This window comes from Mycobacterium sp. PO1 (assembly GCF_017312405.1).
Classification (GTDB): domain Bacteria; phylum Actinomycetota; class Actinomycetes; order Mycobacteriales; family Mycobacteriaceae; genus Mycobacterium.
This window is the reverse complement of sequence record NZ_BLTG01000027.1, coordinates 30,542-53,708: the sequence shown is the minus strand read 5'-3', so window position 1 is coordinate 53,708 and position 23,167 is coordinate 30,542. Positions and strand designations below refer to the sequence as shown.

At 69.1% G+C, this 23,167-nt stretch carries 22 protein-coding genes and 1 other RNA gene; 16 read left to right on the top strand and 7 right to left on the bottom strand.

Annotated elements, in window-relative coordinates; genetic code table 11:
* The first annotated feature begins 28 nt into the window (after positions 1-28).
* Positions 29-997, top strand: a complete 969-nt coding sequence (locus J3476_RS12145; protein WP_207066723.1) for a cobalamin biosynthesis protein — start codon at positions 29-31, stop codon at positions 995-997.
* Here the strand turns inward: J3476_RS12145 and J3476_RS12140 are convergent.
* The 3 genes from J3476_RS12140 to J3476_RS12130 are packed head-to-tail and all read right to left on the bottom strand — an operon-like array spanning position 951 to position 2,975.
* The gene (locus J3476_RS12140) at positions 951-1,802 is read right to left on the bottom strand and encodes an SURF1 family protein (protein ID WP_207066722.1); all 852 of its coding nucleotides are present in this window, start codon (positions 1,800-1,802) and stop codon (positions 951-953) included. The two genes, J3476_RS12145 and J3476_RS12140, sit on opposite strands and share 47 nt — an antisense overlap.
* The gene (locus J3476_RS12135; RefSeq protein ID WP_207066721.1) at positions 1,802-2,296 is read right to left on the bottom strand and encodes a low molecular weight protein-tyrosine-phosphatase; all 495 of its coding nucleotides are present in this window, start codon (positions 2,294-2,296) and stop codon (positions 1,802-1,804) included. Before J3476_RS12135 ends, J3476_RS12140 begins: the two co-directional genes overlap by 1 nt.
* Entirely contained in the window at positions 2,289-2,975 is a 687-nt protein-coding gene (locus J3476_RS12130) for an HAD-IA family hydrolase (protein WP_286182938.1), read from the bottom strand. Before J3476_RS12130 ends, J3476_RS12135 begins: the two co-directional genes overlap by 8 nt.
* A 90-nt stretch (positions 2,976-3,065) precedes the next feature.
* Here J3476_RS12130 and J3476_RS12125 point away from each other — a divergent pair, with 90 nt between their 5' ends.
* The 3 genes from J3476_RS12125 to J3476_RS12115 are packed head-to-tail and all read left to right on the top strand — an operon-like array spanning position 3,066 to position 6,069.
* Positions 3,066-4,193, top strand: a complete 1,128-nt coding sequence (locus J3476_RS12125; RefSeq protein ID WP_207066719.1) for a Nif3-like dinuclear metal center hexameric protein — start codon at positions 3,066-3,068, stop codon at positions 4,191-4,193.
* Positions 4,190-4,927, top strand: a complete 738-nt coding sequence (locus J3476_RS12120) for a zinc ribbon domain-containing protein (RefSeq protein ID WP_207066718.1) — start codon at positions 4,190-4,192, stop codon at positions 4,925-4,927. Before J3476_RS12125 ends, J3476_RS12120 begins: the two co-directional genes overlap by 4 nt.
* Positions 4,924-6,069: a bifunctional RNase H/acid phosphatase gene (locus J3476_RS12115; RefSeq protein ID WP_207066717.1), complete on the top strand. Its 1,146-nt coding sequence runs from the start codon at positions 4,924-4,926 to the stop codon at positions 6,067-6,069. Before J3476_RS12120 ends, J3476_RS12115 begins: the two co-directional genes overlap by 4 nt.
* Here the strand turns inward: J3476_RS12115 and J3476_RS12110 are convergent.
* Positions 6,060-6,641, bottom strand: a complete 582-nt coding sequence (locus tag J3476_RS12110; protein WP_207066716.1) for a helix-turn-helix domain-containing protein — start codon at positions 6,639-6,641, stop codon at positions 6,060-6,062. The genes J3476_RS12115 and J3476_RS12110 overlap by 10 nt on opposite strands.
* A gap of 46 nt (positions 6,642-6,687) precedes the next feature.
* On the opposite strand from J3476_RS12110, the gene J3476_RS12105 reads away from it, so the two are divergent.
* The 4 genes from J3476_RS12105 to J3476_RS12090 all read left to right on the top strand — a co-directional run bounded on the left by J3476_RS12105 (position 6,688) and on the right by J3476_RS12090 (position 10,301).
* Entirely contained in the window at positions 6,688-7,602 is a 915-nt protein-coding gene (locus tag J3476_RS12105) for an NAD(P)/FAD-dependent oxidoreductase (protein ID WP_207066775.1), read from the top strand.
* On the top strand, positions 7,599-8,324 hold the full coding sequence (locus J3476_RS12100; protein ID WP_207066715.1) for a bifunctional 2-polyprenyl-6-hydroxyphenol methylase/3-demethylubiquinol 3-O-methyltransferase UbiG: 726 nt from the start codon (positions 7,599-7,601) through the stop codon (positions 8,322-8,324). Before J3476_RS12105 ends, J3476_RS12100 begins: the two co-directional genes overlap by 4 nt.
* A 176-nt stretch (positions 8,325-8,500) precedes the next feature.
* Positions 8,501-8,910, top strand: an RNA gene (gene rnpB, locus J3476_RS12095) — RNase P RNA component class A.
* A gap of 215 nt (positions 8,911-9,125) precedes the next feature.
* Complete coding sequence (locus J3476_RS12090; RefSeq protein ID WP_286182937.1) at positions 9,126-10,301, top strand: Fic family protein; 1,176 nt, start codon at positions 9,126-9,128, stop codon at positions 10,299-10,301.
* A 24-nt stretch (positions 10,302-10,325) separates the two neighbouring features.
* Here the strand turns inward: J3476_RS12090 and J3476_RS12085 are convergent, their stop codons facing one another.
* On the bottom strand, positions 10,326-11,825 hold the full coding sequence (locus tag J3476_RS12085) for a CYTH and CHAD domain-containing protein (RefSeq protein WP_207066714.1): 1,500 nt from the start codon (positions 11,823-11,825) through the stop codon (positions 10,326-10,328).
* A 142-nt stretch (positions 11,826-11,967) separates the two neighbouring features.
* Here J3476_RS12085 and J3476_RS12080 point away from each other — a divergent pair, with 142 nt between their 5' ends.
* Genes J3476_RS12080 through J3476_RS12070 form a run of 3 tightly spaced genes read left to right on the top strand, consistent with a single transcriptional unit; the run spans position 11,968 to position 15,228 of the window.
* Positions 11,968-13,752 (top strand): fatty acyl-AMP ligase, encoded by a 1,785-nt coding sequence (locus J3476_RS12080; RefSeq protein WP_207066713.1) that lies wholly within the window; start codon positions 11,968-11,970, stop codon positions 13,750-13,752.
* Between the two features lie 58 nt (positions 13,753-13,810).
* Positions 13,811-14,593, top strand: coding sequence for an enoyl-CoA hydratase/isomerase family protein (locus J3476_RS12075; RefSeq protein WP_207066712.1), 783 nt, complete (start codon positions 13,811-13,813; stop codon positions 14,591-14,593).
* A 5-nt stretch (positions 14,594-14,598) separates the two neighbouring features.
* Entirely contained in the window at positions 14,599-15,228 is a 630-nt protein-coding gene (locus tag J3476_RS12070) for a hypothetical protein (RefSeq protein WP_286182936.1), read from the top strand.
* A gap of 6 nt (positions 15,229-15,234) precedes the next feature.
* Here the strand turns inward: J3476_RS12070 and panB are convergent, their stop codons facing one another.
* Positions 15,235-16,077, bottom strand: coding sequence for a 3-methyl-2-oxobutanoate hydroxymethyltransferase (gene panB / locus J3476_RS12065; protein WP_163676605.1), 843 nt, complete (start codon positions 16,075-16,077; stop codon positions 15,235-15,237).
* A 163-nt stretch (positions 16,078-16,240) separates the two neighbouring features.
* Here panB and J3476_RS12060 point away from each other — a divergent pair, with 163 nt between their 5' ends.
* Genes J3476_RS12060 through J3476_RS12045 form a run of 4 tightly spaced genes read left to right on the top strand, consistent with a single transcriptional unit; the run spans position 16,241 to position 21,210 of the window.
* A complete protein-coding gene (locus tag J3476_RS12060; RefSeq protein ID WP_207066711.1) occupies positions 16,241-17,641 on the top strand; it encodes a wax ester/triacylglycerol synthase family O-acyltransferase in 1,401 nt (466 codons plus the stop codon).
* 46 nt (positions 17,642-17,687) lie between these two features.
* Complete coding sequence (locus tag J3476_RS12055) at positions 17,688-19,220, top strand: alpha/beta hydrolase (RefSeq protein ID WP_207066710.1); 1,533 nt, start codon at positions 17,688-17,690, stop codon at positions 19,218-19,220.
* The gene (locus J3476_RS12050) at positions 19,214-19,663 is read left to right on the top strand and encodes a GNAT family N-acetyltransferase (protein WP_207066709.1); all 450 of its coding nucleotides are present in this window, start codon (positions 19,214-19,216) and stop codon (positions 19,661-19,663) included. Before J3476_RS12055 ends, J3476_RS12050 begins: the two co-directional genes overlap by 7 nt.
* 56 nt (positions 19,664-19,719) lie before the next feature.
* Positions 19,720-21,210 carry an alpha/beta hydrolase gene (locus J3476_RS12045; RefSeq protein ID WP_207066708.1) on the top strand — a complete coding sequence of 497 codons (1,491 nt, stop codon included), beginning with the start codon at positions 19,720-19,722 and terminating at the stop codon, positions 21,208-21,210.
* A 1-nt stretch (position 21,211) separates the two neighbouring features.
* Here J3476_RS12045 and J3476_RS12040 read toward each other — a convergent pair whose 3' ends face one another.
* Positions 21,212-21,691 (bottom strand): NUDIX hydrolase, encoded by a 480-nt coding sequence (locus J3476_RS12040; protein ID WP_207066707.1) that lies wholly within the window; start codon positions 21,689-21,691, stop codon positions 21,212-21,214.
* Positions 21,692-21,812: 121 nt separating this feature from the next.
* On the opposite strand from J3476_RS12040, the gene glnA reads away from it, so the two are divergent.
* On the top strand, positions 21,813-23,153 hold the full coding sequence (gene glnA, locus J3476_RS12035) for a type I glutamate--ammonia ligase (RefSeq protein WP_152517671.1): 1,341 nt from the start codon (positions 21,813-21,815) through the stop codon (positions 23,151-23,153).
* Positions 23,154-23,167: the final 14 nt, after the last annotated feature.

Genomic DNA, 23,167 nt, shown 5'->3' with positions numbered 1-23,167 from the left:
GGGTCCGGGCTTGTGAGACGCTGCCGGGGTGCGTGCAGCAGGCGGGCGGACCCGCGCGGCGGGGATCGCCGCCGGTGTCCTGGCGGACGTGGTGTTCGGCGATCCGCGGCGAGGGCATCCGGTGGCGCTGTTCGGATCGGTGGCGGCGGCCCTGGAGCGGGACAGCTACCGTGACGCACGCGGAGCCGGGGTGGTGCACACGGCCGGGCTGCTCGCCGCGACGGGCGCGATCGGGTTCGTTGCGCAGGGCTCGCGACACGGGCTTCGTGAGACGGCAGCGGTCGCCGCGGCGACGTACGTCGCCGCGGGGGGAACGTCGTTGTGCCGCACCGGAGAACAAATGGTGGGTCTGCTGTCCGCCGGTGACGTCGACGGCGCCCGGGCGCTGCTGCCGTCGCTGTGCGGGCGCGACCCCGCGGTGCTCGACGCCGCCGGGTTGACCCGGGCGGCACTGGAGTCGATTGCCGAGAACACCTCCGATGCTCAGGTCGGACCCCTGGTGTGGGCCGCGCTGGGTGGTGCGCCGGCGGTGCTGATGTACCGGGCGGTCAACACGCTCGATGCGATGATCGGCAACCGTTCGCCGCGCTACGCCCGATTCGGCTGGGCGGCGGCTCGGGCCGACGACCTGGCCAATCTGCTCGCGGCGCGGTTCACCGGGTTGTGCGTGGTGGCCTGCGCACCGGTGGTCGGCGGGTCGCCCGCGGCGGCGCTGCGGGCGTGGCGCCGGGACGCGCGCCGACATCCCAGCCCCAATGCCGGCGTCGCCGAGGCCTCGTTCGCGGGTGCACTCGGGGTGCGCCTCGGTGGGCCCACCCAGTACGCCCACGAGCTGGAGATCCGCCCCACCCTGGGCGACGGCCGCGTCCCCGAGGTGGCCGACCTGGACCGTGCGGTGCGGCTGTCGCGGGCGGTGCAGCTGCTGGCGGCGGCCGTGGCCGTCCTGTCGGTCAGCGTCGCCGGCCGTAGCGGTCGGCGAGTTTCTGCTCGGCGGTGAGTGGGGCAGCGTTCTGCACCGCTGAGGCGTCCTGCGCGCGAGCCTGGGCTGCGGTCGCGGCTTCTCGTTCGGCGCGGCGCGCCTTCATCTCCGAATACACGAAGTAGCCGACACCGATCGGGGCGATGATGCCGAACGCGATCCACTGGATGCCGTAGGACAGGAACGGGCCCGCATCGAGGTGCGGCAGCGGGATGACGCCCAGCCCGCCCGGCTGATCGGCCACCAGCTGCAGGTAGGAGCCGGCCAGCGGCACGCCGGTCAGCGTCGAGATCTGCTCGGTGTTGATCGAATACACCTGCTGGATGCCGTCGGAGGTGAACGGGTCCTTGCCCGGCGCGACCCCCTCCGGGTCGCGCAGCCGGGCGGTGATCGTCACGGTCCCGGTGGGCGGCGCCTCGATGGTGGGCACCTGATTCCCGTTGACCGGTTCGACGTAGCCGCGGTCGACCAGCACCGTGGGGCCGCCGTCGACCGCGAACGGAACCAGCACCTCGAACGCCGGATCCCCTTCGACCTGCCGCAGCCGGGCCAGGACCTGGCTCTCCGGCAGATAGCGGCCGGTGGCGGTGACCTGCTGCCACTGCTCGTCGGGGGCGGCGGAATCCTGATCGGGGAGGACCGAGGTCAGCGACACCGGCTCGGCGTCCAGGGACCGCGAGATCTGAGCGTTCTCGCGCGAGGTCTGGGTGTTCTTGCCCAGCTGCCATGGCGCCAGCACGGTGAAACACAGATAGGCGAAGGCCAGCACCACGACGTAGAGCGCCAGCCACTGTGGCCGCAGCAAGAAGGCCCACCGGCGCATCAGCCCACCTGCTCGGCTTCGGCCAGCTGCTCGTCGACCCAGCTGTGCAACCCCGGCAACGCCGCCTCGATGACCGCGAAGACCTCCTCGAAGTCGTCCTGGGTGCCGTAATAGGGGTCCTCGACGTCGGGGACGTGCGCACCCGAGCGGGGATCGAACGAGCGCAACATGCGCAGCCGCTCGGCGGGCACCCCCATCTGCTGCAACATCCGGAAGTGGTTGCGGCCCAGCGCCACGATCAGATCGGCGGCCAGGTGTCCGTCGTCGATCTGCGCGGCGCGGTGCGCGCTCGGATAGCCGTGCTCGCGCAGCACGTGCCCCGCCCGGCGGTCGGCCGGTTCACCCTCGTGCCAGTGCCCGGTGCCCGCGCTGCTGACCCGCACGGTCCCGTCCAGGCCGCGTTCGGAGAGCTGGTGGGCGAACATCTTCTCGGCCATCGGGCTGCGGCAGATGTTGCCCGAACAGATGAACGTGACGTGCAGCACCTCAGACACCGAGTACCCCACGCAGTTCGTCGACCGTGGCGACGTGGGCGACCGCGCCGCTGTCGGCGCCCCGGAAGTCCTCGGCGCCGTACCCCCACTCGACGACGATGGCGCTGATGCCGTGCGCGGCCGCCCCCTCGACGTCGTGGCTGCGGTCGCCGATCATCAGAACCTGCTGCGGCAGCGGCGCCAACTGGGCCAGCGCGTGGGCGAGCACGTCCGCCTTGGCCGAGCGCACACCGTCGGTGCTGGCCCCGGCGATCACCTCGAACCAGCCGTCCAGGTCGAAATGCGCCAGGATGCGCTGCGCAGTCGGCTCGGCCTTCGACGTCGCGACCGCCAACCGCGCGCCGGCGGCCCGCAGATCGGCGAGCAGGTCGGCGATCCCGGGAAACGGCTTGTTCATCGCCCAGCCGCGGGCAGTGTAGTCCGCGCGATAGGCCGTGATCGCGGCGTCGACGTGCTCGCCGAGCCCCATCTCGCCCAGCGTGACGTGCATCGGGGGCCCGACGATCCGCGCGGCGAGGTCACCGTCGGGAACGGCCGCGCCGACGGTGTGCAGCGCGTGCCGGAAGCTGGCGACGATACCGTCGGCCGAATCGGTCAGTGTCCCGTCGAGGTCGAAGATCACCAGGTCGCCCGGTCCGACCCGGGTTCCTGTGCCAATGCTGCCCAGCGTGTCCGTCACGGCTCCATTGTCCCTGAACCGGCGGTCTGGTCCCCAATCGGTCAGCGGTGGGTGCCCGGAGCGGCTGGACCCGCACATTAGTGTCGTGATGTGGCAACTCGACTCGGCGACATCATCGACGTGCTCGACGCGGCCTATCCACCGCAGCTGGCCCAGAGCTGGGATTCGGTCGGCCTGGTGTGCGGGGATCCGGCGGAGAGCGTCACATCGGTGACGGTCGCCGTCGACGCGACCGCCGAGACGGTGGCCCGGGTGCCCGACGGCGGGCTGCTGCTCGCGCACCACCCGCTGCTGCTCCGCGGTGTGGACTCCGTGTCGGCCGACTCGGCCAAGGGTGCGCTGATCCACTCGATGATCCGCACCGGCCGGGCGTTGTTCACCGCCCACACCAACGCCGACAGCGCCGCGCCGGGGGTGTCGGACGCGCTGGCGTCGGCGCTCGGGCTGCGGGTGTGCGACGTGCTGGACCCGGCGCCGTCGGGCCCGGTGCTGGACAAGTGGGTGGTGTTCGTGCCCGCCGCCGACGCCGAGGCGGTGCGCTCGGCGATGTTCGCCGCCGGAGCCGGACACCTCGGTGACTATTCGCACTGCAGCTGGAGTGCGGTGGGCACCGGACAGTTCCTGCCGCACGACGGCGCCTCCCCGGCCATCGGGACGGTGGGCACCGTCGAGTACGTCGAGGAGCAGCGGGTCGAGATGGTGGCCCCGGCGTCGCGACGATCGGCGGTGCTGGCCGGGCTGCGCGCCGGTCACCCGTACGAGGAACCGGCGTTCGACATCCTGGCGCTGCAGAACCCGTCGGGCGAGGTCGGTCTGGGGCGCATCGCCGAACTTGCTGAGCCGGAACCGTTGTCGGCGTTCGTCGCTCGGGTGCGCGATGCCCTGCCGCCGACCTCGTGGGGGGTGCGGGCCAGCGGAGACCCGGCGGCGGAGGTGTCGCGGGTGGCGGTGTGCGGCGGAGCCGGAGACTCGCTGCTGTCGGCCGTCGCCTCCGCGGGGGTGCAGGCCTACGTCACCGCCGACCTGCGCCACCATCCGGCCGACGAGCACCGGCGGGTGTCCGATGTCGCCCTGGTCGACGTCGCGCACTGGGCCAGCGAGTTCCCCTGGTGCGCGCAGGCGGCCGACCTGCTGCGCAGCCACTTCGGCGCGTCGCTACCGGTGACGGTGTGCGACGTGCGCACCGACCCATGGAATGTCGAGGAAAGCGGTACATGAAAGCGGAAGTGTCACAACAGCGGTCGCTGTTGGAGTTGGCCGAGTGCGACGCGGAGATCAGCCGGGTCGAGCACCGCGCCAAGAATCTGCCCGAGCAGACGGCCCTGGACAACGCGCAGGCTGTCCTGCGTGAGGCCACCGATCGGCTGGGCGCGGTGCAACTCGCCCTGGCCGACATCGACGCCCAGGTGGGAAAGTCCGAGACCGAGATCGACGGTGTGCGCCAACGTGAGGACCGCGACCGGGCACTGCTCAGCGGCGGCACGTTGGATGCCAAGCAGTTGACCGACCTGCAGCACGAGCTCGACACGTTGCAACGCCGACAGTCCAGCCTGGAGGACACGCTGCTGGAGGTGATGGAACGGCGCGAGGAGCTCGCCGCCGACCAGGAGCGTGAGCTGGCCGCCATCGATGACCTGCAGACGTCGCTGACCGACGCGCAACGTGCCTGCGACACCGCGCGCGCCGAGGTGGACCAGCGTCGGCATCAGCTGGTGTCCCGGCGCGACGAGCTCAGCGCCGGGATCGACGAGGCGCTGCTGTCGCTCTACGAACGCCAGCGGGCCCGCACCGGAGTCGGTGCCGGGGCCCTGCAAGGCCGCCGGTGCGGGGCGTGTCGCCTGGAGATCGACAAGGGTGAACTGGCGCGTATCGCGGCCGCCGCCGACGACGAGGTGCTGCGCTGCCCGGAGTGCTCGGCGATTCTGTTGCGGGTCAAGGGGTCCGGCTCGTGAGGGTCCGTGTGGAGGCCGACGGCGGCTCGCGGGGCAACCCGGGTCCGGCCGGTTACGGCGCGGTCGTGTGGGACGCCGACCGATCCGCGGTGCTGGCCGAGGCGAAATCAGCGATCGGGACGGCCACCAACAACGTTGCCGAATACCGGGGACTGATCGCCGGGCTGGAGGCAGCGGCGGGGCTGGGAGCCGACGAGGTCGACGTGTTCATGGACTCCAAGTTGATCGTCGAGCAGATGGCCGGCCGGTGGCGCGTCAAGCATCCCGACCTGGCCCCGCTGCACCGGCAAGCCGCACAGCTCGCGCGCGGTTTCGCCCGCGTCGGGTACTCCTGGATCCCGCGTGAGCGCAACAGCGACGCCGACCGCCTGGCCAACCAGGCGATGGACGCCGCGGCCGGCACCGAGGCCGACGACGATCCGCCCGCCGACACCGTGGCCGGCGATCCACCCGCCAACGCCGACGCCGAGGATGGTCCACCCGCCACCACCGAGGTGGTCACCAACCCGGCCGGATGGACCGGCGCCCAGGGCGCCCCGACTCGGTTGCTGCTGCTGCGTCACGGGCAGACCGACCTGTCGGTGCAGCGCCGCTACTCCGGGCGGGGCAACCCGGCCCTGACCGAACTGGGCAACCGCCAGGCCGATGCGGCGGCGCGCTACCTCGGCCAGCAGGGTGGGATCGACGCAGTGGTGTCCTCCCCGTTGCAGCGCGCCTACGACACAGCTGAGGCGTCGGCCAAGGCGCTCGGGCTCGACGTCACCGTCGACGACGACCTGATCGAGACCGACTTCGGAGACTGGGAAGGTCTGACCTTCCGGGAGGCCTCCGAGCGGGATCCGCAACTGCACGGGAAATGGCTGCGCGACACCGCGGTGCCGCCCCCGCAGGGGGAGAGCTTCGATGCCGTCGCCACTCGGGTGCGCGCCGCCCAGCGGCGCCTCGTCGAGCAGTACGCGGGCCGGACGGTGCTGGTGGTTTCGCATGTCACGCCGATCAAGACGCTGCTGCGCCTGGCCCTCGATGCCGGACCGGCGATGCTGTACCGGCTGCATCTGGATCTGGCGAGCCTGTCGATCGCGGAGTTCTACCCCGACGGCGCGGCGTCGGTGCGGCTGGTGAACCAGACCTCCTACTTGTGATCGGTGTGCAGATGCACGCGTTCGCCGTGCAGGCCGAACAGGGCGATCGCCTCCACCGCACCGTCGACAGCGCCGAACCAGTGCGGGGTCCACGTCGAGAACTCCACCGCCTCACCGGGTTCGATGGTGAAGTCGCGCTCGCCCAGCAGAAGTCTCAGCCGACCGGACAACACGTACATCCAGTCGTGACCTTCGTGCACCGGTAGTTCCGCCGGAGGCGTGCGCCGGCGCGCACTGATGCGAATCTTGTAGGCGTGCAGACCGCCGGCCGGACCGTCGCCGGTCAACGGCCAGAACGTGATCTGGTTTCGAGTGTGCGCACCGCCGCGCACGCGGGGATCGTCGACCTCGGGTGCCCGCAGCAGTTCGTCGGCGCTGACCGACAGCGCGGATGCCAGGCGTGGCAGGTGATCCAGCGCCAGCCTGCGCTTCCCGGACTCCAGCCGGCTCAACGTGGAGACGTCGATCGCCGACCGGGTCGCGACGTCGTCCAGCGTCATCCCCCGCTGCAACCGCAACTGCCGCAGCCGCTGCCGGACCCGGGCGTCGACATCGTCATCGTTTGCCTGCATGGCAAAAGATGTTGGCAGGATGTTCCGTGCCGGGCAAGCTCGGGGCATGGACAACGAATGGGAGTGTGTGATCGTCGGCGGCGGTGCCGCCGGGTTGAGCGCCGCCCTGGTGCTCGGGCGTGCCCGGCGACGCACCTTGCTGATCGACGCCGGCGGGCAGAGTAACCGTGCGGCGCACGGTATCGGCGGGCTGCTGGGTTTCGACGGGGTGCCACCGGCAGACCTGTACGCGCACGGGCGTCGCGAGCTCGAGCGATATCCGTCGGTCGAGGTGCGCGACGGCGAGGTCGTCGCCGGCGTGGCCGGCGGCGACGGCATCACCCTCGACCTTGCCGATGGAGCCGGTGAGCACACCCGCCGTCTGCTGCTGGCCACCGGAATGCGCTACGACTATCCCGACATACCCGGGCTGGCGCCACTGTGGGGCCGTTCGGTGTTCCACTGCCCGTTCTGTCACGGCTGGGAGGTTCGCGACCGGCCGCTGGCCGTACTCGCGCCGGGGGAGCGCGGAGTGCACATGGCGACCCTGCTGCGCGGATGGAGCGACGACGTGGTGTTGCTGACCGGCGGCCCGGCCGACCTGAGCGACGACGACCATGCTCGACTCGACGTTGCGGGAATACCCGTCGACGAGCGCACGGTTCGAGAACTCGACTCTGCGGCAGGGGAGTTGCACGCGGTGGTCTTCGACGACGGAGCGCGCTTGCCCCGCGGCGCCCTGCTGGTCGCCGCCGAGCTGCGCCAGCGCAGCGGCCTCGCCGCGCAACTCGGGGTGAAACTCGGTGCGACGGGACCGGTATCGCCGGAAGCGGTCGATGTCGACTCGCTGTACCGCACCTCGGTGCCGGGGGTGTTCGCCGCCGGGGACCTGTGTGCGCAGATGCCGCAGATCGCGGCTGCCGTCGCGGCCGGTTCGGCAGCGGCGGTGTCGGTCATGGCAAGTATCACGGAGGAACGATGACAACAGCGGACCAAGGCACGGAGCCGAAGGGCAATTCGGGCACCGAGCCGAAGGGTAATGCGGGCACCGGGTCGGCAGGCACGTCAGGCGCCGAGTCGTCGGGCAAGTCCGACAAAGATCACTGGGAGCAGCGATACGCTCAGCGCGAGCGGATCTGGAGCGGGCGGGTCAATGCCCGCCTTGCCGAGGTCGTCGCCGATACGTCGCCGGGGCGTGCCCTCGATCTTGGTTGCGGGGAGGGCGCCGACACGATGTGGCTGGCCGAACGCGGCTGGCACGTCGTCGGGGTGGACATCTCGGAGACTGCGCTGAGCCGTGCCGCCGCCGACGCGGATGCGCGGGGGTTGTCCGATCGGGTGGACTTCGTGCAGGCGAATCTGTCGGAGACCTTCCCGCAGGGTCGGTTCGATCTGGTGTCGGCGCAATTCCTGCACTCGATGGTGCACCTGGACCGCGACCCGATCTTCGCCGCGGCCGCGCGAGCCGTGGTGCCCGGCGGAACACTGCTCATCGTCGATCACGGCGCTCCGCCGCCGTGGGCGGACCCCGCCGCACACGACCACGTTTTCCCCGGCGTCGAGGAGGTCCTGGACGCGATCGACCTCGCTGACGGCCCGTGGGAGCGGGTTCGCGTCGAAGCGGTGGACCGCGACGCGGTCGGCCCGGATGGGCAGCCGGCGGTGCTCACCGACAACGTGATCGTGCTGCGGCGCGTGCGGTAGGAGCTCCCGGCGGGAGATTCCACCTGCGAGGGTCTCGGTAGGCGCCGCGGTCGGGAGCTCCGCGCCCAGATTGCGTCCCGGGCTGTGGACAGCGGCCGTGCGCGACCCTGACAGCAACATCGAGATCGAGAGCATTACCGGAATCGGGCCCGGAACCAGTACGTTGATCAGGCGGATGAGCTGGCTGGGCGGCCGCGGCACCTCGGTGTCGAGGAAAGTCCGGACTTCACAGAGCAGGGTGATTGCTAACGGCAATCCGAGGCGACTCGCGGGAAAGTGCCACAGAGAACAGACCGCCACCACGGAGCCTTCGGGCAACGCGGTGGTAAGGGTGAAACGGTGCGGTAAGAGCGCACCAGCACCCCGGGTGACCGGGGTGGCTAGGCAAACCCCACCCGAAGCAAGGCCAAGAAGGCCGCAACCTGGTTGCGGTCGCGCAGGTGTTCGAGGGTTGCTCGCCCGAGCCTGCGGGTAGGCCGCTCGAGGCACCCGGTGACGGTGTGTCCAGATGGATGGTCGCCGCCTCGCCGCCGTGGTTCTCCGCGGCGGTGCGGAACAGAATCCGGCTTACAGGCCAGCTCATCCGCCCTGCGTTCCTGAGCGGGCAGTCGTCATGGTTGCGGATGGCCCCCACGCACCCGGCTGTGTTCGTGCGCTCGGACGGCGCCGGCAGTGTTGCCGCGTCGGTTGGTTGCAAGTGAGTCATTGCAACGCTGCGTCATGCCCTGACTTATGCGATAAGTGAAGTCTGTATACAGTTTTGACTTCACTTAGCAGCATAAGTGAAGTTAATCTGAACCTGTGACCTCACTTGGCGCCATCACCTACGACTCGGTTCCGTGGGAACCGCAGGGGATGCGGCACGCGAGTGCAAGGCTGCCTAGATTCGGCACATACCACCCGGCTGTGCCGGCCGATATCGCAGATCTCGTCTTGGACCTGTCACCGTCTGTCATCGCGGATGCCGAGCACGCCACCAACGAGATTGCACGTTTTGACGCCGAACTCGGAGGCGAAATCGCGCCGTTTGCCGCCGTCTTGCTCCGGTCGGAGTCGGCGGCAAGCTCGCAGATCGAGAACGTGACGGCCTCAGCACGCGCGATCGCTGAGGCTGAGCTGCTGCCTGGTGGCGGGGGCACACGCAACGCCGAGATGGTCGTCGCAAACACCGCTGCGATGCAGGCAGCGGTCGCCCTCTCCGACAAGGTTGACGCCAACGCCATCCTGACGATGCACCGGACCTTGATGGTCAACGAGCCCCGCCACACGCCGGGTGCATTCCGCACCGAGCCAGTGTGGATCGGAGGCGGCTCGACCCCGGTCGGCGCAACATTTGTCGGTCCGCGTCACGCGTTGATTCCCAGAGCAATCGATGACCTGATCGCATTCGCGCAGCGCAATGACTTGCCCGCACTGCCGCAGATCGCGGTGGCACATGCCCAGTTCGAAACCATTCACCCCTTCACAGACGGGAACGGGCGCACTGGCCGCGCACTGGTACAAGCCATGCTGCGCAACAAGGGCCTGACGCGAAAGGTGACGGTCCCGGTCTCCGCTGGGCTGCTGGCCGACACGGATGCATACTTCGCAGCATTGACGAGCTATCGCGCCGGGGCCGCCGCCCCGATTGTCGACCGCTTCTCGCAAGCGACCGTCCTGGCCATCGCAAATGGGCGTCAACTGGTCGCTGATATTCGTGACATCCGCGAAAACTGGAACGCCGTGATCAGAGCGCGTTCCGACTCCGCGGTGTGGAAAGTCGCCGATTTACTGACCCGCCGTCCGGTCGTGAACGCCGCGCTGCTGGCGCAGGAACTGGGTATCGAGTCCACCAACGCTCATCGCTACCTCAACCCTCTAGCCGAGGCAGGAATCCTCGTCGAGACGAGCAGTGGACCTCGCAATCGAGTGTGGTGTTCGGCTGAGGTACTCGCCGCGCTCGATGCATTCGCCGAGCGCGCTGGACGACGCGGCTGATCCCGGTTCGATCGAGCCGGCGGCTCATCCGCCCTTCGCGGCGCTCCGCATCGACTTGTCCAGCTGCCGCAGCGCATCCTCGATTTGGGCCTCACAGCGCCGGGCCAGGTCGTCCTCCTGCTGGTAGAGCAGCCCATAGGTGAAGGTGTCCTCGCCGGCGGCATGGGCCACCGCGGCCTGGCGGCTCAGATGGGATCGGCTCACCACGCTGTCCTGATGATCGCCCAGCAGCGTCTGAATGACCTTGGCCCGGTCGGCGACCCGGCTCGCGCCGGTCGCGGCGGCCGTGTAGCGAAGCTGCTTGGCTCGCTTGCGGATCCGGTGCAGGGCCTCGTCACTGTTGACGCCGGGGTCCTGCGCGGCCGCGCGGGCGGTCTTGGCCGCCTTGCGGACCCGGCGGTACGCCGAATCGATCGTCGCGTCGGCCGGTTGCTCACCGGGCGCCGCCGGGGCAGGAGGCTCGGCGGCGGTGAGGGCCTCCAGCGCGTCCAGCAGCCGGAAGTACCGCGGCGAGCGCATCGCGGTCAGCGACCGCCGCCACCCCGTCTGGTAGCGCTTCTTGGCGCCCTCCACCAGGCGTTCCCGCACCGGGCCACGCACGTTCGCCTCCGGCAGCGCGTCCAGGGCGCGTTCATAGCGTTCGGCGAGGACTTCGGCGTCGCGGGCCACGCCCAGCACGGCGGCGAGTTCGCGGAGTTCGCCGAGGATCCAGTCGTCGTCGGAGATGCCGAATGACCCCTCCGAGGACTGCAGCAAGCTACGGATCTTGCGGGTGGTCACCCGCATCTGATGCACCGAGTCGAAGACATCGGAGCGCACAGCCCGGTCCCACTCCAGCAGCTCCTCGACATGACCGGCCACCGCGCGGTGCAGAGGATCCGAGGACACCGGCCGCTGCTGCTCGTCGGCGGAGCCGCTCGAGGCCAACACCCGGGCCAGCTTGGAACCGTGCCCGGCCGGCAGCGCACCGGCATCGAACAGCCGGTTGGCCAGCCGGTCGAGCAGTGCGGGATCCGCGCCGTCGGCCAGCTCGAGCTCCCACTCGCGCCACTGCACCTCGTCACCGCCTTCGGCGCTGGCCGTGACGCGGTCGTCGCAGAACTCGGCGACCACCGAACCGTCGTGGCCGTAGAGCAACTCGATGGTCCTGGCTGTGCTGATGCGAGCCACCGGGGCCAGCGGACGGTCGCGCACGACAGCGAGCACCACGTCGCGCAACGCGTCCGGAACCGCCTCGCCCTCCAAGGGCATCCGGACTTCGGTGCGGGTGTCGGCGCCCGCCGGCAGTTTGAGGTGCCACCCGGCGTCCGATCCGCCGGTCCGCCGGCGCAATGTGATCTTGTGTCGGGCCAGGTCACGGCCCGGTGTGTCGAAGTAGACAGCATCGAGCGACTGTGACGGCGACCGCTCGACGCGCGATACCAGCGACAGCCCGTCGAACGAGGGGGACACGGTGGTCTCGACCACCTCGAATTTGCGCTCCGTCTCCGTGTACCTGGAGGTTTCGGGCGATGTGGCGGCCATGGTCACCTTTGTCCGGGGGCGTGTCGGGGACCAACAGCGTGCCATATCCGGGTGAACCGGCGGCATGAGCGTGATGTGATCTTGTCCGCCACACCGGGCGTTCTTGCCACAAGATCAATTGGATGTCTCTTAATATTGTCTTATGAACCGGGAGATGAGACTCGAGGATTACCTGGACCCCGAGGGCAACATCGCGATCCCCGCGGGAGTGACGCTGACGTCGTTCCTGGAACGCAATGTCGCCAACTTCGGTGACACCCCTGCCTACCGCTACCTCGACTTCGACCACGACCGCACCGTCGAGCTGACCTGGTCGCAGATGGGCCCCCGACTGCGCGCGGTCGGCGCACGTCTGCAACAGATCACCCGGCCCGGCGACCGCGTCGCGATCCTCGCCCCGCAGGGCGTCGACTACGTCATCGGATTCTTCGCCGCCATCCAGGCCGGTGCCATCGCCGTCCCGCTGTTCGCTCCCGAACTACCCGGCCACACCGAGCGTCTCGACGCGGTGCTGGGTGATGCGGAACCGACCGTCGTGCTCACCACCACCTCGGCCGCCGGGTCAGTCGGGGATTTCCTGCGCACGCTGCCCCGACACCGCCGGCCCCGGATGATCGCGATCGACGCCCTGCCGGACTCCGTCGGCGCCGCGTTCACTCCCACGCCGCTGGACACCGATGCGATCGCGTACCTGCAGTACACCTCGGGGTCCACCCGCACCCCTGCCGGTGTGGAGATCACCCATCGCGCGGCGTGCACCAACGTCGTGCAGATGATTCTGTCGGTCGGCCTGGACTGGAACATCCGCAGCGTGAGCTGGCTGCCGCTGTTCCACGACATGGGGCTGCTGATGATCATGTTCCCCGCCCTGTGCGGCGGTCACATCACGTTGATGTCGCCGGTGGCGTTCGTGCGGCGGCCATATCGCTGGATCCGAGAGCTGGGCGCCTCCGACGCCCCGACCTTCGCAGCCGCGCCGAACTTCGCCTTCCAGCTCGCCGCCCAGCGGGGTCTACCGCCGGCTGGGGAGACCCTGGACCTCAGCAACGTCGCCGGGCTGATCAACGGTTCCGAGCCGGTGAGCATCGCCGCCGTCGACCAGTTCACCGCGGCGTTCGCGCCCTACGGGCTGAAGGCGACCGCCATCAAGCCGTCCTACGGCATGGCCGAGGCCACCCTGTTCGTGTCGACCACCGATGCCGACGCCCAGCCGACGGCGGTGTACCTCGATCGCGCCGAACTCGGCGCCGGCCGCGCCGTCGAGGTCCCCGCAGACCAACCGGGCGCAGTCGCGCAGGTGTCCTGCGGCACCGTCGCCCGCAGCCAGTGGGCCGTCATCGTCGACGCCCAGACCGACAGCGAGTTGCCCGACGGCCATGTCGGCGAGATCTGGTTGCACGGCGACAACATCGGCCACGGATACTGGCGCCGGACCGAGGAAACCGAGCTGACATTCCAGAACAAGCTGCAGTCGCGCCTGCAGTACCACAGTCACGCCGAGGGCAGCGCCGAGAGCGGGTTGTGGTTGCGCACCGGAGATCTCGGCGTCTATCACGACGGTCAGCTCTACATCACCGGGCGGGTCAAGGACCTGATCATCGTCGACGGTCGTAACCACTACCCGCAGGACATCGAGGCCACCGTGGCCGCAGCCGCCACGGCGGTGCGTGCGGGATACGTGGCGGCGTTCCCGGTGCCGGCGGAAGACGGCCGCGAAGAGGTGGTCATCGTCGCCGAGCGCGCCGCCGGAGCGGGACGTGCCGAGGCCGCGCCGATCGTCGAGGCGATCCGTGCCGCGGTGTCGCGACGCCACGCGGTGCCCATCGCCGACGTGAAACTTGTTGCCGCGGGGGCGATCCCGCGAACCACCAGTGGGAAGCTGGCGCGCCGCGCATGCCGGGCGCGCTACCTGGAGGGCGCGCTGTAAACCGCTCTGCGCCATGGCGGCCGCCACCATCCGGCGGCGCGCCGTTACAGTTCTGGCCGTGAGTGCATACCAGACCATCGCCGTCGAGCAGTCCGGTCCCGTCGCCCGGATCACGCTGAACCGCCCGGACGCGGCCAACGGCATGAACGCTGCGCTGACCGCTGAGCTCGCCGACGCCGCAGCGGCCCTGGACCGGCCGGACGTCAAGGTCGTCGTCGTCACCGGGGCGGGCCGCTTCTTCTGCGCCGGCGGTGATCTCAAGGAGTTCGCGTCGGCGGAACACCGCGGGCGCCACCTCAAAGGCGTCGCCGACAACCTGCACCGGGCCATCTCGACGTTCGCCCGAATGGACGCCGTGGTCATCACCGCGGTCAACGGGACGGCGGCGGGGGCGGGCTTCTCGCTGGCGGTCACCGGCGACCTGGTCCTCGCCGCCGAATCGGCGTCGTTCACGATGGCCTACACCCGCGTCGGGCTCAGCCCCGACGGCAGCTCGTCGTACTACCTGCCCCGGCTCATCGGCATCGCCCGGACCAAACAGCTGATGTTGACCAACCGCACGCTCTCGGCGCAGGAGGCGCTGTCCTGGGGGCTGCTCACCGAGGTCGTGGCTGACGACGGTCTGGCCGCACGCGCCGACGACCTGGCCGATCAGATGGCCGCCACCGCTGCCGGCTCCAACGGTGGAGTGAAGGCGCTGTTGCTGGGCAGCTTCGCCAACGGCCTCGAAGAGCAGATGGAACTCGAGGGCCGGCTGATCGCGGCACGCGCCGAAACCACCGAGGGCCGCGAGGGCGTCGACGCGTTCCTGGCCAAGCGCAAGCCCGACTTCACGCGCTGACCGCCTTGCCTGGCCAACGCCCGCCCGTCGGACCCACCTGGCAGACCTACCAGGAATCCATCGGAGACAGATCCGGGTTGTTCGAAACCGTGACGGCAACCTGGGCCGTCGAACGAGCCCTCTACCTCGGCTGCTACCTCGATCTGTCGCCGTCCGTCGCTATCCCGTCGGTCACCTACGTCGACGTCGATCGACGGGCTGCCCGCTACTTCGCCGACAACACCACCGCGGCCGCCGAATTGCGCAGCCGCGGCGTGGGCGAGCGCACGATCGAGTTCCTGCACGCGGACTACGACGGTGACCTCGGGCTGGCCGACGGCGAGTTCGACCTGCTCATCTCCCTCTACGCCGGTCCGGTGTGGAACCACAGCCGCCGATACCTCAGATCACGGGGCCTGTTCCTGGCCAACACCAGTCACGGCGACGCCAGCCTGGCGGCGCTGGACCCGGCGCTCGAGTTGGTAGCTGCGGTGCACCACCGCAACGACACCTACCGCCTCGACAGCGACGATCTCGACAGTTACCTGCAACCGAAGAAGCCCGAAACCGCCGATCCGGACCTCATTCGCAACAGTGGACGCGGCATCGCCTACACGCGGTCGGCGTTCACCTATCTGTTCAGGCTGCGCGAGTGAGCATTCTCAGAAGGAGTGCTCTTCGGCGGGAAAGGCCCCGCTGGCGACCTCGTCGGCGTACTGGGTGGCCGCGCGGCGCAGCTCCTCGCCGACGGCGCCGAAACGCTTGACGAACTTGGCGGTCCGACCGGTGGTCAGGCCGGCCATGTCCTGCCACACCAGCACCTGGGCGTCACAGTTGGGGCCTGCGCCGATGCCGACGGTCGGGATCGTCAACTTGCCGGTGATCTGCGTGGCCAACTCGGCGGGAACCATCTCCATCACCACGGCGAAGGCGCCGGCCTCCTGAACCGCGATCGCGTCGTGGATGGTCTGCTCGGCGGCGTCGCCGCGTCCCTGGACCCGGAACCCGCCCAGGCCGTTGACGCTCTGCGGGGTGAATCCGATGTGGGCCATGACCGGGATGCCGGCGGCGGTGAGCGCAGCGATCTGGTCGGCCACCCGCTCGCCGCCTTCGAGCTTCACGGCGTGGGCACCGGTCTCCTTGAGGAACCGGGTCGCCGTCGCGAGCGCCTGCGCGGCGCCGGCTTCGTAGCTGCCGAAGGGCAGGTCGGCGATCACCAGCGCGTGCGGCGCACCCCGCACGACGCCGCGAACCAGCGGGATCAACTCATCGATGGAGATCGGAACCGTGGTGTCGTAGCCGTAGACCACGTTGGCGGCTGAATCGCCGACCAGCAGCACCGGAATCTCGGCCTCGTCGAACGCGGCGGCGGTGGAATAGTCGTACGCGGTGAGCATGGCCCACTTGTGACCCTCCGCCTTCCACTTGTGCAGGTGGTGGGTGCGGACTTTCACGCGCGGTTTCGTCGAATCGGCGACAGCACCGTAAACGGCCTGTTCAGACATCATTGTCCCCTCATCGGGTGGGTCGTTTCGAATCCTCGAGGCCACCAGACGGGGTCCCCGGGTTTCGCTGACTGTCTCAGTCTGCCACCGCATCACCAGAAGTTGAACGGGACGTTAAGTGGATTTCCTCACACCCGCTGTTCACGCGCCTACGATCGGCGACATGCCTGGACTCCAGCGGCTGAGCGGACTCGACGCCAGCTTCCTGTATCTCGAAACCGCCGTGCAGCCGCTGCATGTGTGTTCGATCCTGGAACTGGACACCTCGACGATGCCGGGCGGCTACACCTTCGACCGGTTGCGCGACGGGCTGGCGCTGCGGATCAAGGCGATGCCCGAGTTCCGGGAAAAGGTCGCCGACAACCGGTTCAACCTCGATCACCCGGTGTGGGTGGAGGACAAGGACTTCGACGTCGACCGCCACCTGCACCGCATCGGGCTGCCGTCTCCGGGGGGACGCACCGAGCTGTCGGAGATCGCCGGACACATCGCGTCGCTGCCGCTGGACCGCACCCGTCCGCTGTGGGAGATGTGGGTGATCGAGAACATCGCCGGGACCGACGCCCAGAACGGTGGACGCATCGCGGTGATGACGAAGGTGCACCACGCCGCGGTCGACGGCGTGACCGGCGCCAACCTGATGTCGAAGCTGTGCACCACCGAACCGGACGCCCCGCCGCCCGATCCGGTCGAGGCGAGTGGGCAGGGCAGCGACCTGGAGATCGCGGTCAGCGGCGCGGTGCGCTTCGCCACCCGTCCGTTGAAGTTGGCCAACGTCGTACCGACCACGGTGTCCTCGGTGATCGACACGGTGCGGCGTGCGCGCAACGGTTCGGCGATGGCGCCGCCGTTCGCCGCCCCGAGGTCGGCGTTCAACGCCAACGTCACCGCACACCGCAACGTCGCTTTCGCGCAACTCGACCTCGAGGACATCAAGACCGTCAAGAATCACTTCGGGGTCAAGGTCAACGACGTGGTGATGGCGCTGGTCTCGGGGGTGCTGCGCAAGTTCCTGCTCGACCGTGGCGAGCTGCCGGAAAATTCCCTGGTCGCCATGGTGCCGGTGTCGGTGCATGACAAGTCGGACCGGCCCGGGCGCAACCAGGTCTCCGGGATGTTCTCCCGGTTGGAGACCAGCATCGAGGATCCCGCCGAGCGGCTCATGGCCATCGCCGAAGCCAATTCGGTTGCCAAGCAACACAGTTCCGCGATCGCCGCAACGTTGCTGCAGGATTGGACCCAGTTCGCCGCCCCGGCGGTGTTCGGCACGGCGATGCGGGTGTATGCCAGCAGCCGCCTCTCCGGAGCTCGGCCGGTGCACAATCTGGTGGTCTCCAACGTTCCGGGCCCGCAGGTACCGCTGTTCCTGCTGGGCTGCGAGGTCAAGGCGATGTATCCGCTGGGCCCGATCTTCCACGGCTCCGGACTGAACATGACCGTGATGTCGCTGTCGGGCAATCTCGACGTCGGGATCGTGTCGTGCCCGGAGTTGCTGCCGGACCTGTGGGACATGGCCGACGACTTCGAAGTCGCGCTCAAGGAGTTGCTCGACGCGACCCGCTAACCGGCTTCGCCAGGGCAGATGCCCGGTCATGGCAGCATGTGGTGCCATGAGGCTCTTCACCCGGGTCCTTCGATCCGGTCTGACACTGACCACCGCGGCGATTGTGGTTGCCGGATGCAGCACGGTGGTCGAGGGCCGCGCGCGTATCGCCGTCCCCCGGCCGGGCTCGCCCATCGAGTGGGCGCCGTGCGAGGTCGGTCCTTCTGACCAATCCCGCATCCCGCCCGGCGCCGAGTGCGGGCTGCTGTCGGTGCCGGTCAACTGGGACAACGCCGAGGACCCCAACGGTGAGGTCATCCAGCTGGCGATGATGCGTTTCCCGGCCACCGGGGACAAGATCGGCTCGCTGGTCATCAATCCGGGCGGGCCGGGGGAGTCCGGGGTCAAGGCCGCCGTATCGATGGTCACGACGCTGCCCGAGTCGGTGCGCGAGAGGTTCGACCTCGTCGGATTCGATCCCCGCGGCGTCGCGAACTCGGCGCCGGCACTGTGGTGCAACAGCGACGCCGACAACGACCGGCTGCGCGCCGACAACGTCGTGGAGTACACCCCGGAGGGGGTGGCGCACATCGAAAAGTTGACCAAGGAGTTCGTCGACCGCTGCGTCGAGAAGATGGGCAAGAACTTCCTGGCCAACGTCGGTACCGCCAGCGTGATCAAGGATCTCGACGCGATCCGGGCGGCGCTGGGGGACGAGAAGCTGACCTACCTGGGCTACTCCTACGGCACCCGGATCGGGGCCGGCTACGCCGAGGCGTACCCCGAGCGGGTGCGCGCGATGATCCTCGACGGCGCCGTCGACCCGAACGCCGACCCGGTGGAAGCCGATGTGCGCCAGGCCGCGGCGTTCCAGCAGGCGTTCGACGACTACGCCGCCGACTGTGCACAGAGCCCGGACTGTCCGTTGGGCACCGACCCGGACAAGGCCGTCGAGGTCTATCAGGACCTGGTGGAGCCGTTGGTCGACGATCCGGCCGAGACCGACGACCCACGCGGGTTGAGCTACAACGACGCCATCGTCGGGACGATCCTTCCGCTGTACTCGCCGAGCCTGTGGCGGCACCTGACCCAGGGCCTGACCGAACTGCAGGAGGGCCGCGGCGACACCATGCTCACGCTGGCCGATCTCTACATGGGTCGCGACGCGCAGGGGCGCTACAACAATTCGACCGACGCGCGGGTGGCGGTCAACTGTGTCGACAAGCCGGCCATCACCGACCGCGAGACCATCGTCGAGCAGGACCGCCGGATCAGAGAAGCCGCGCCGTTCATGAGCTACGGCGAATTCACCGGCTATGCGCCCATGTCGACATGCGGCTTCTGGCCGGTCCCGCCGACCAGCACCCCGCACGAGATCAAGGTCAACGGGCTGCCGCCGATCCTGGTGGTGTCCACCACCAACGACCCGGCCACTCCGTACCAGGCCGGTGTCGACCTGGCCAAGCAGCTGGGCGGCACGCTGTTGACCTACGAGGGGACCCAGCACACCGTCGTGCTGCAGGGCGACTCCTGCGTCGACGAGATCTCCGCGGAGTACCTCATCGACCTGACGGTGCCGCCGCCGGGCACCCGATGCTGACCCTGCGCGTCGTCACCGAGGCCGATCTGCCCGAACTGATGCCGCTGATGCGCGGCTACTGCGACTTCTATCGGGTGGACCCGGCCGATGAGCAGCTCGCGGCGATGTCGCGGTCGCTGATCGCTCAGCCACAGGAAGGACTCCAGTTGATCGCCCGCGACGCGGATGCAACGGCGGTGGGGTTCGCGACGATCTTCTGGACATGGCAGACGCTGTACGCCGCTCGTGTCGGCGTGCTCAACGATCTCTACGTCGCTCCCGGGTTCCGCGGTGGCGGCGCGGGCCGCGAGCTCATCACCGCCTGCCTGCAGCTGTGCCGCGAGCGCGGCGTGGCGAAGCTGGTGTGGGAGACCGCGCCGGACAACGTGGTCGCACAACGGCTTTACGACGCGCTGGGCGCCGAGAAGTCGACGTGGCTGACCTACGAGCTCGACGCCGGATAACGGCCCGGTCTCTGTTGGGGCCCAGGGGAAGACCCGGGTCCGGGTCGCGTGACACGATGGCTGCCATGTGGCGGGTGGGTTGGCTGTTGATGGCGTGCGTGCTGGTGTCGGCGGCGCTGAGCCCCCAGGCGCTGGCGGCGCCGCAGCCCGTCTGGACGTCGTGTTCACCGTGGATCGGCGACGCCACCCCAGTGCCCACCGCCGAGTGCGGCACTGTCGCCGTCCCGGTCGATTACGCGAATCCTGAAGGGCCGCAAGTCCAGTTGGCGGTGATCAGGGTGCCGGCCAGCGGCCCCAAGATCGGCATGCTGATCGTCAACCCCGGCGGCCCGGGAGCCTCGGCTGTCGACACGGTGGCCGGAATGGCGGCGGCGTTGGCCGGGAGCCCGATCACCACCGGTTTCGATCTCGTCGGCATCGACCCGCGCGGAGTCGGACACTCGACCCCTGAACTGCGGTGCCGCACCGACGCCGAGTTCGACGCCGATCGCGCCGAACCGATGGTCGACTACAGCCCGGCCGGGGTGGCCCACATCGAAGAACTCAACCGGGAGTTCGCCTCGCAGTGCCTCAACCGGATGGGGGCGGATTTCCTGGCCAACATCGGCACTGCGGCCGGCGTCCGGGACATGGACGTGGTGCGCGCCGCGCTGGGCGAGGAGCAGATCAACTATCTCGGCTTCTCCTACGGCACCCAGCTCGGCGCCGCGTACGCCGAGCAGTACCCCGACCGGGTGCGAGCCATGGTGCTCGACGGCGCCATCGATCCCAGCCTGGATCCGATCACCAAGAGCATCAACCAGATGGCTGGTTTCCAGCGCGCCTTCGACAAATACGCCGCGGACTGCGCCCTGTCCGAGGGCTGCCCGCTGGGCAGCGACCCCGCCCAGTTCGTCACCCGATTCCGGCAATTGGTGGACCCGCTGGTGGCGAATCCCGCCGCGACGTCGGACCCGAGACCGCTGGGTTACCAGGACGCCATCACCGGCACCGCGAGCGCGCTGTACTCGCCCCGGTACTGGACCTACCTGACCAGCGGATTGCTGGGCCTGCAGCGCGGCACCGATCCCGTCGACCTGCTGTTGCTCGCCGACGACTACCAGCGCCGTGACAAGTCCGGGCACTATCAGAACCGCCAGGACGCCTTCACCGCCATCCGCTGCGTCGACGCCGTGTACCCGACCGACCCCGCGGTGTGGGCCGAGGCGGACCGCCGCATCCGGCAGGTCGCCCCGTTCAGCGCCTACGGGTCGTTCACCGGCTTCGCCCCGCGCGACGAATGCGCGTTGTGGCCGGTGCCCGCCACGACGGCGGCCCACCCGGCGACCTCCCCGGGGCCGGGCAAGGTGGTCGTGGTCTCCACCACCGGGGACCCGGCGACACCGTACGAATCCGGTGTCGCGCTGGCCCGCCAGATGGGGGCGTCGCTGATCAGTTTCGACGGCGCCCAGCACACCGTGGTGTTCAACGGGGACGCGTGCGTGGACACCGCGATCGTCGACTTCCTCGTCGACTCGGTGCTGCCCCCGCCCAATCTGCAGTGTTAGCTCACGGGCGCGGCTGAGAGGCGATGGGGCGGTGGAACGCGCCATCGGAGTGCGAGCGCAGGAAGTCGGCCTGCTCGCGATGCATGGCCGCCGGCATCCCGGCGAACCATCGCGTGTCGGCGGCTTCGGCGTTGGGGTGGATGACCCCGGTGTAGTCGACGACCTCGAACGCGATGCCCACCGGCGAGTCGAGGCCGTTCTCGTGATGGCTCGGGTACTCGATGTAGCCCAACGGGCGGGCGGCGACCACCTCGATGCCCAGCTCTCTGGCCGCCACGCGACGCACGGCGTCGAGCAACTTTTCTCCGTACCGAACCGTTCCGCCTGGTAGATGCCACAGTCCGCGGCACGGCTCGATGTCTCGCAGCGTGAGCAGCACCCCCGCCGGTGACCGGAGCACGACTTCGACAGTCAGTCGCGGGACTTTGCTGTAGATGTCGCGGAACTCGTCGGGAGTCAGCGGGTGGGGGTGGTCGCTCATCGGGGTCTCTCGATGCCTCGGTCTCCGGCGGGTCTTTCGCCAGTTCAGACGTAACCGGATACCCGAAGCGGAGCGTCCGGACGTAACACGGATTTAACAGGCGGAACCTACGCTCGCGGGCATGGATCGGCAGAAGGAATTCGTGCTGCGCACTCTGGAGGAGCGCGACATCCGCTTCGTCCGGTTGTGGTTCACCGACGTGCTCGGATTCCTCAAGTCCGTGGCGATCGCACCCGCCGAACTCGAGGGTGCCTTCGAGGAGGGCATCGGCTTCGACGGCTCGGCCATCGAAGGGTTTGCCCGGGTGTCCGAGGCCGACATGGTGGCCCGACCCGATCCGTCGACGTTCCAGGTGCTGCCGTGGACCTCCAGCGCCGGCGAGCATCACTCGGCGCGGATGTTCTGCGACATCACGATGCCCGACGGTTCGCCTTCGTGGGCGGACTCGCGGCACGTGCTGCGTCGTCAACTCTCGAAAGCCAGCGACCTCGGTTTCACCTGCTACGTCCATCCCGAGATCGAGTTCTTCCTCCTCAAGCCCGGTCCCGACGACGGCAGCGAGCCCGAGCCCGCGGACAACGGCGGCTACTTCGACCAGGCTGTGCACGCCACCGCGCCGAACTTCCGCCGCCACGCGATCGACGCGCTCGAGCAGATGGGCATCTCGGTCGAGTTCAGTCATCACGAGGGCGCGCCCGGGCAGCAGGAGATCGACCTGCGCTACGCCGACGCCCTGTCGATGGCCGACAACGTGATGACGTTCCGCTACGTCGTCAAGGAGGTCGCCCTCGGGGACGGGGTGCGGGCCTCGTTCATGCCGAAGCCGTTCGCCGAGCACCCGGGGTCGGCAATGCACACCCACATGAGCCTGTTCGAAGGCGAGAACAACGCCTTCCACAGCCCGGAAGACCCCCTGCAGCTCTCCGAGGTCGGAAAGTCGTTCATCGCAGGCATTCTCGAGCATGCCACCGAGATCAGCGCGGTCACCAACCAGTGGGTGAACTCCTACAAGCGGCTGGTGCACGGCGGTGAGGCCCCCACCGCGGCGTCCTGGGGTGCGGCCAACCGCTCTGCCCTCGTGCGGGTGCCGATGTACACCCCGCACAAGGCGTCGTCGCGGCGCATCGAGGTGCGCAGCCCCGACTCGGCGTGCAACCCCTACCTGACCTTCGCGGTGTTGCTGGCCGCCGGGCTGCGCGGCGTCGAGAAGGGCTACACGCTGGGACCGCAGGCCGAGGACAACCTGTGGAGCCTGACCTCGGAGGAGCGCCGCGCGCTGGGCTACAAGGAGCTGCCCGGCAGCCTGGGTGTCGCGCTGACCGAGATGGAGAACTCCGAACTGGTCGCCGAGGCGCTCGGTGAGCACGTCTTCGACTTCTTCCTGCGCAACAAGCGCACCGAGTGGGAGAACTACCGCAGTCACGTCACCCCGTTCGAGCTGAAGACGTATCTGTCGCTGTAGGGATTTCGGCCTGC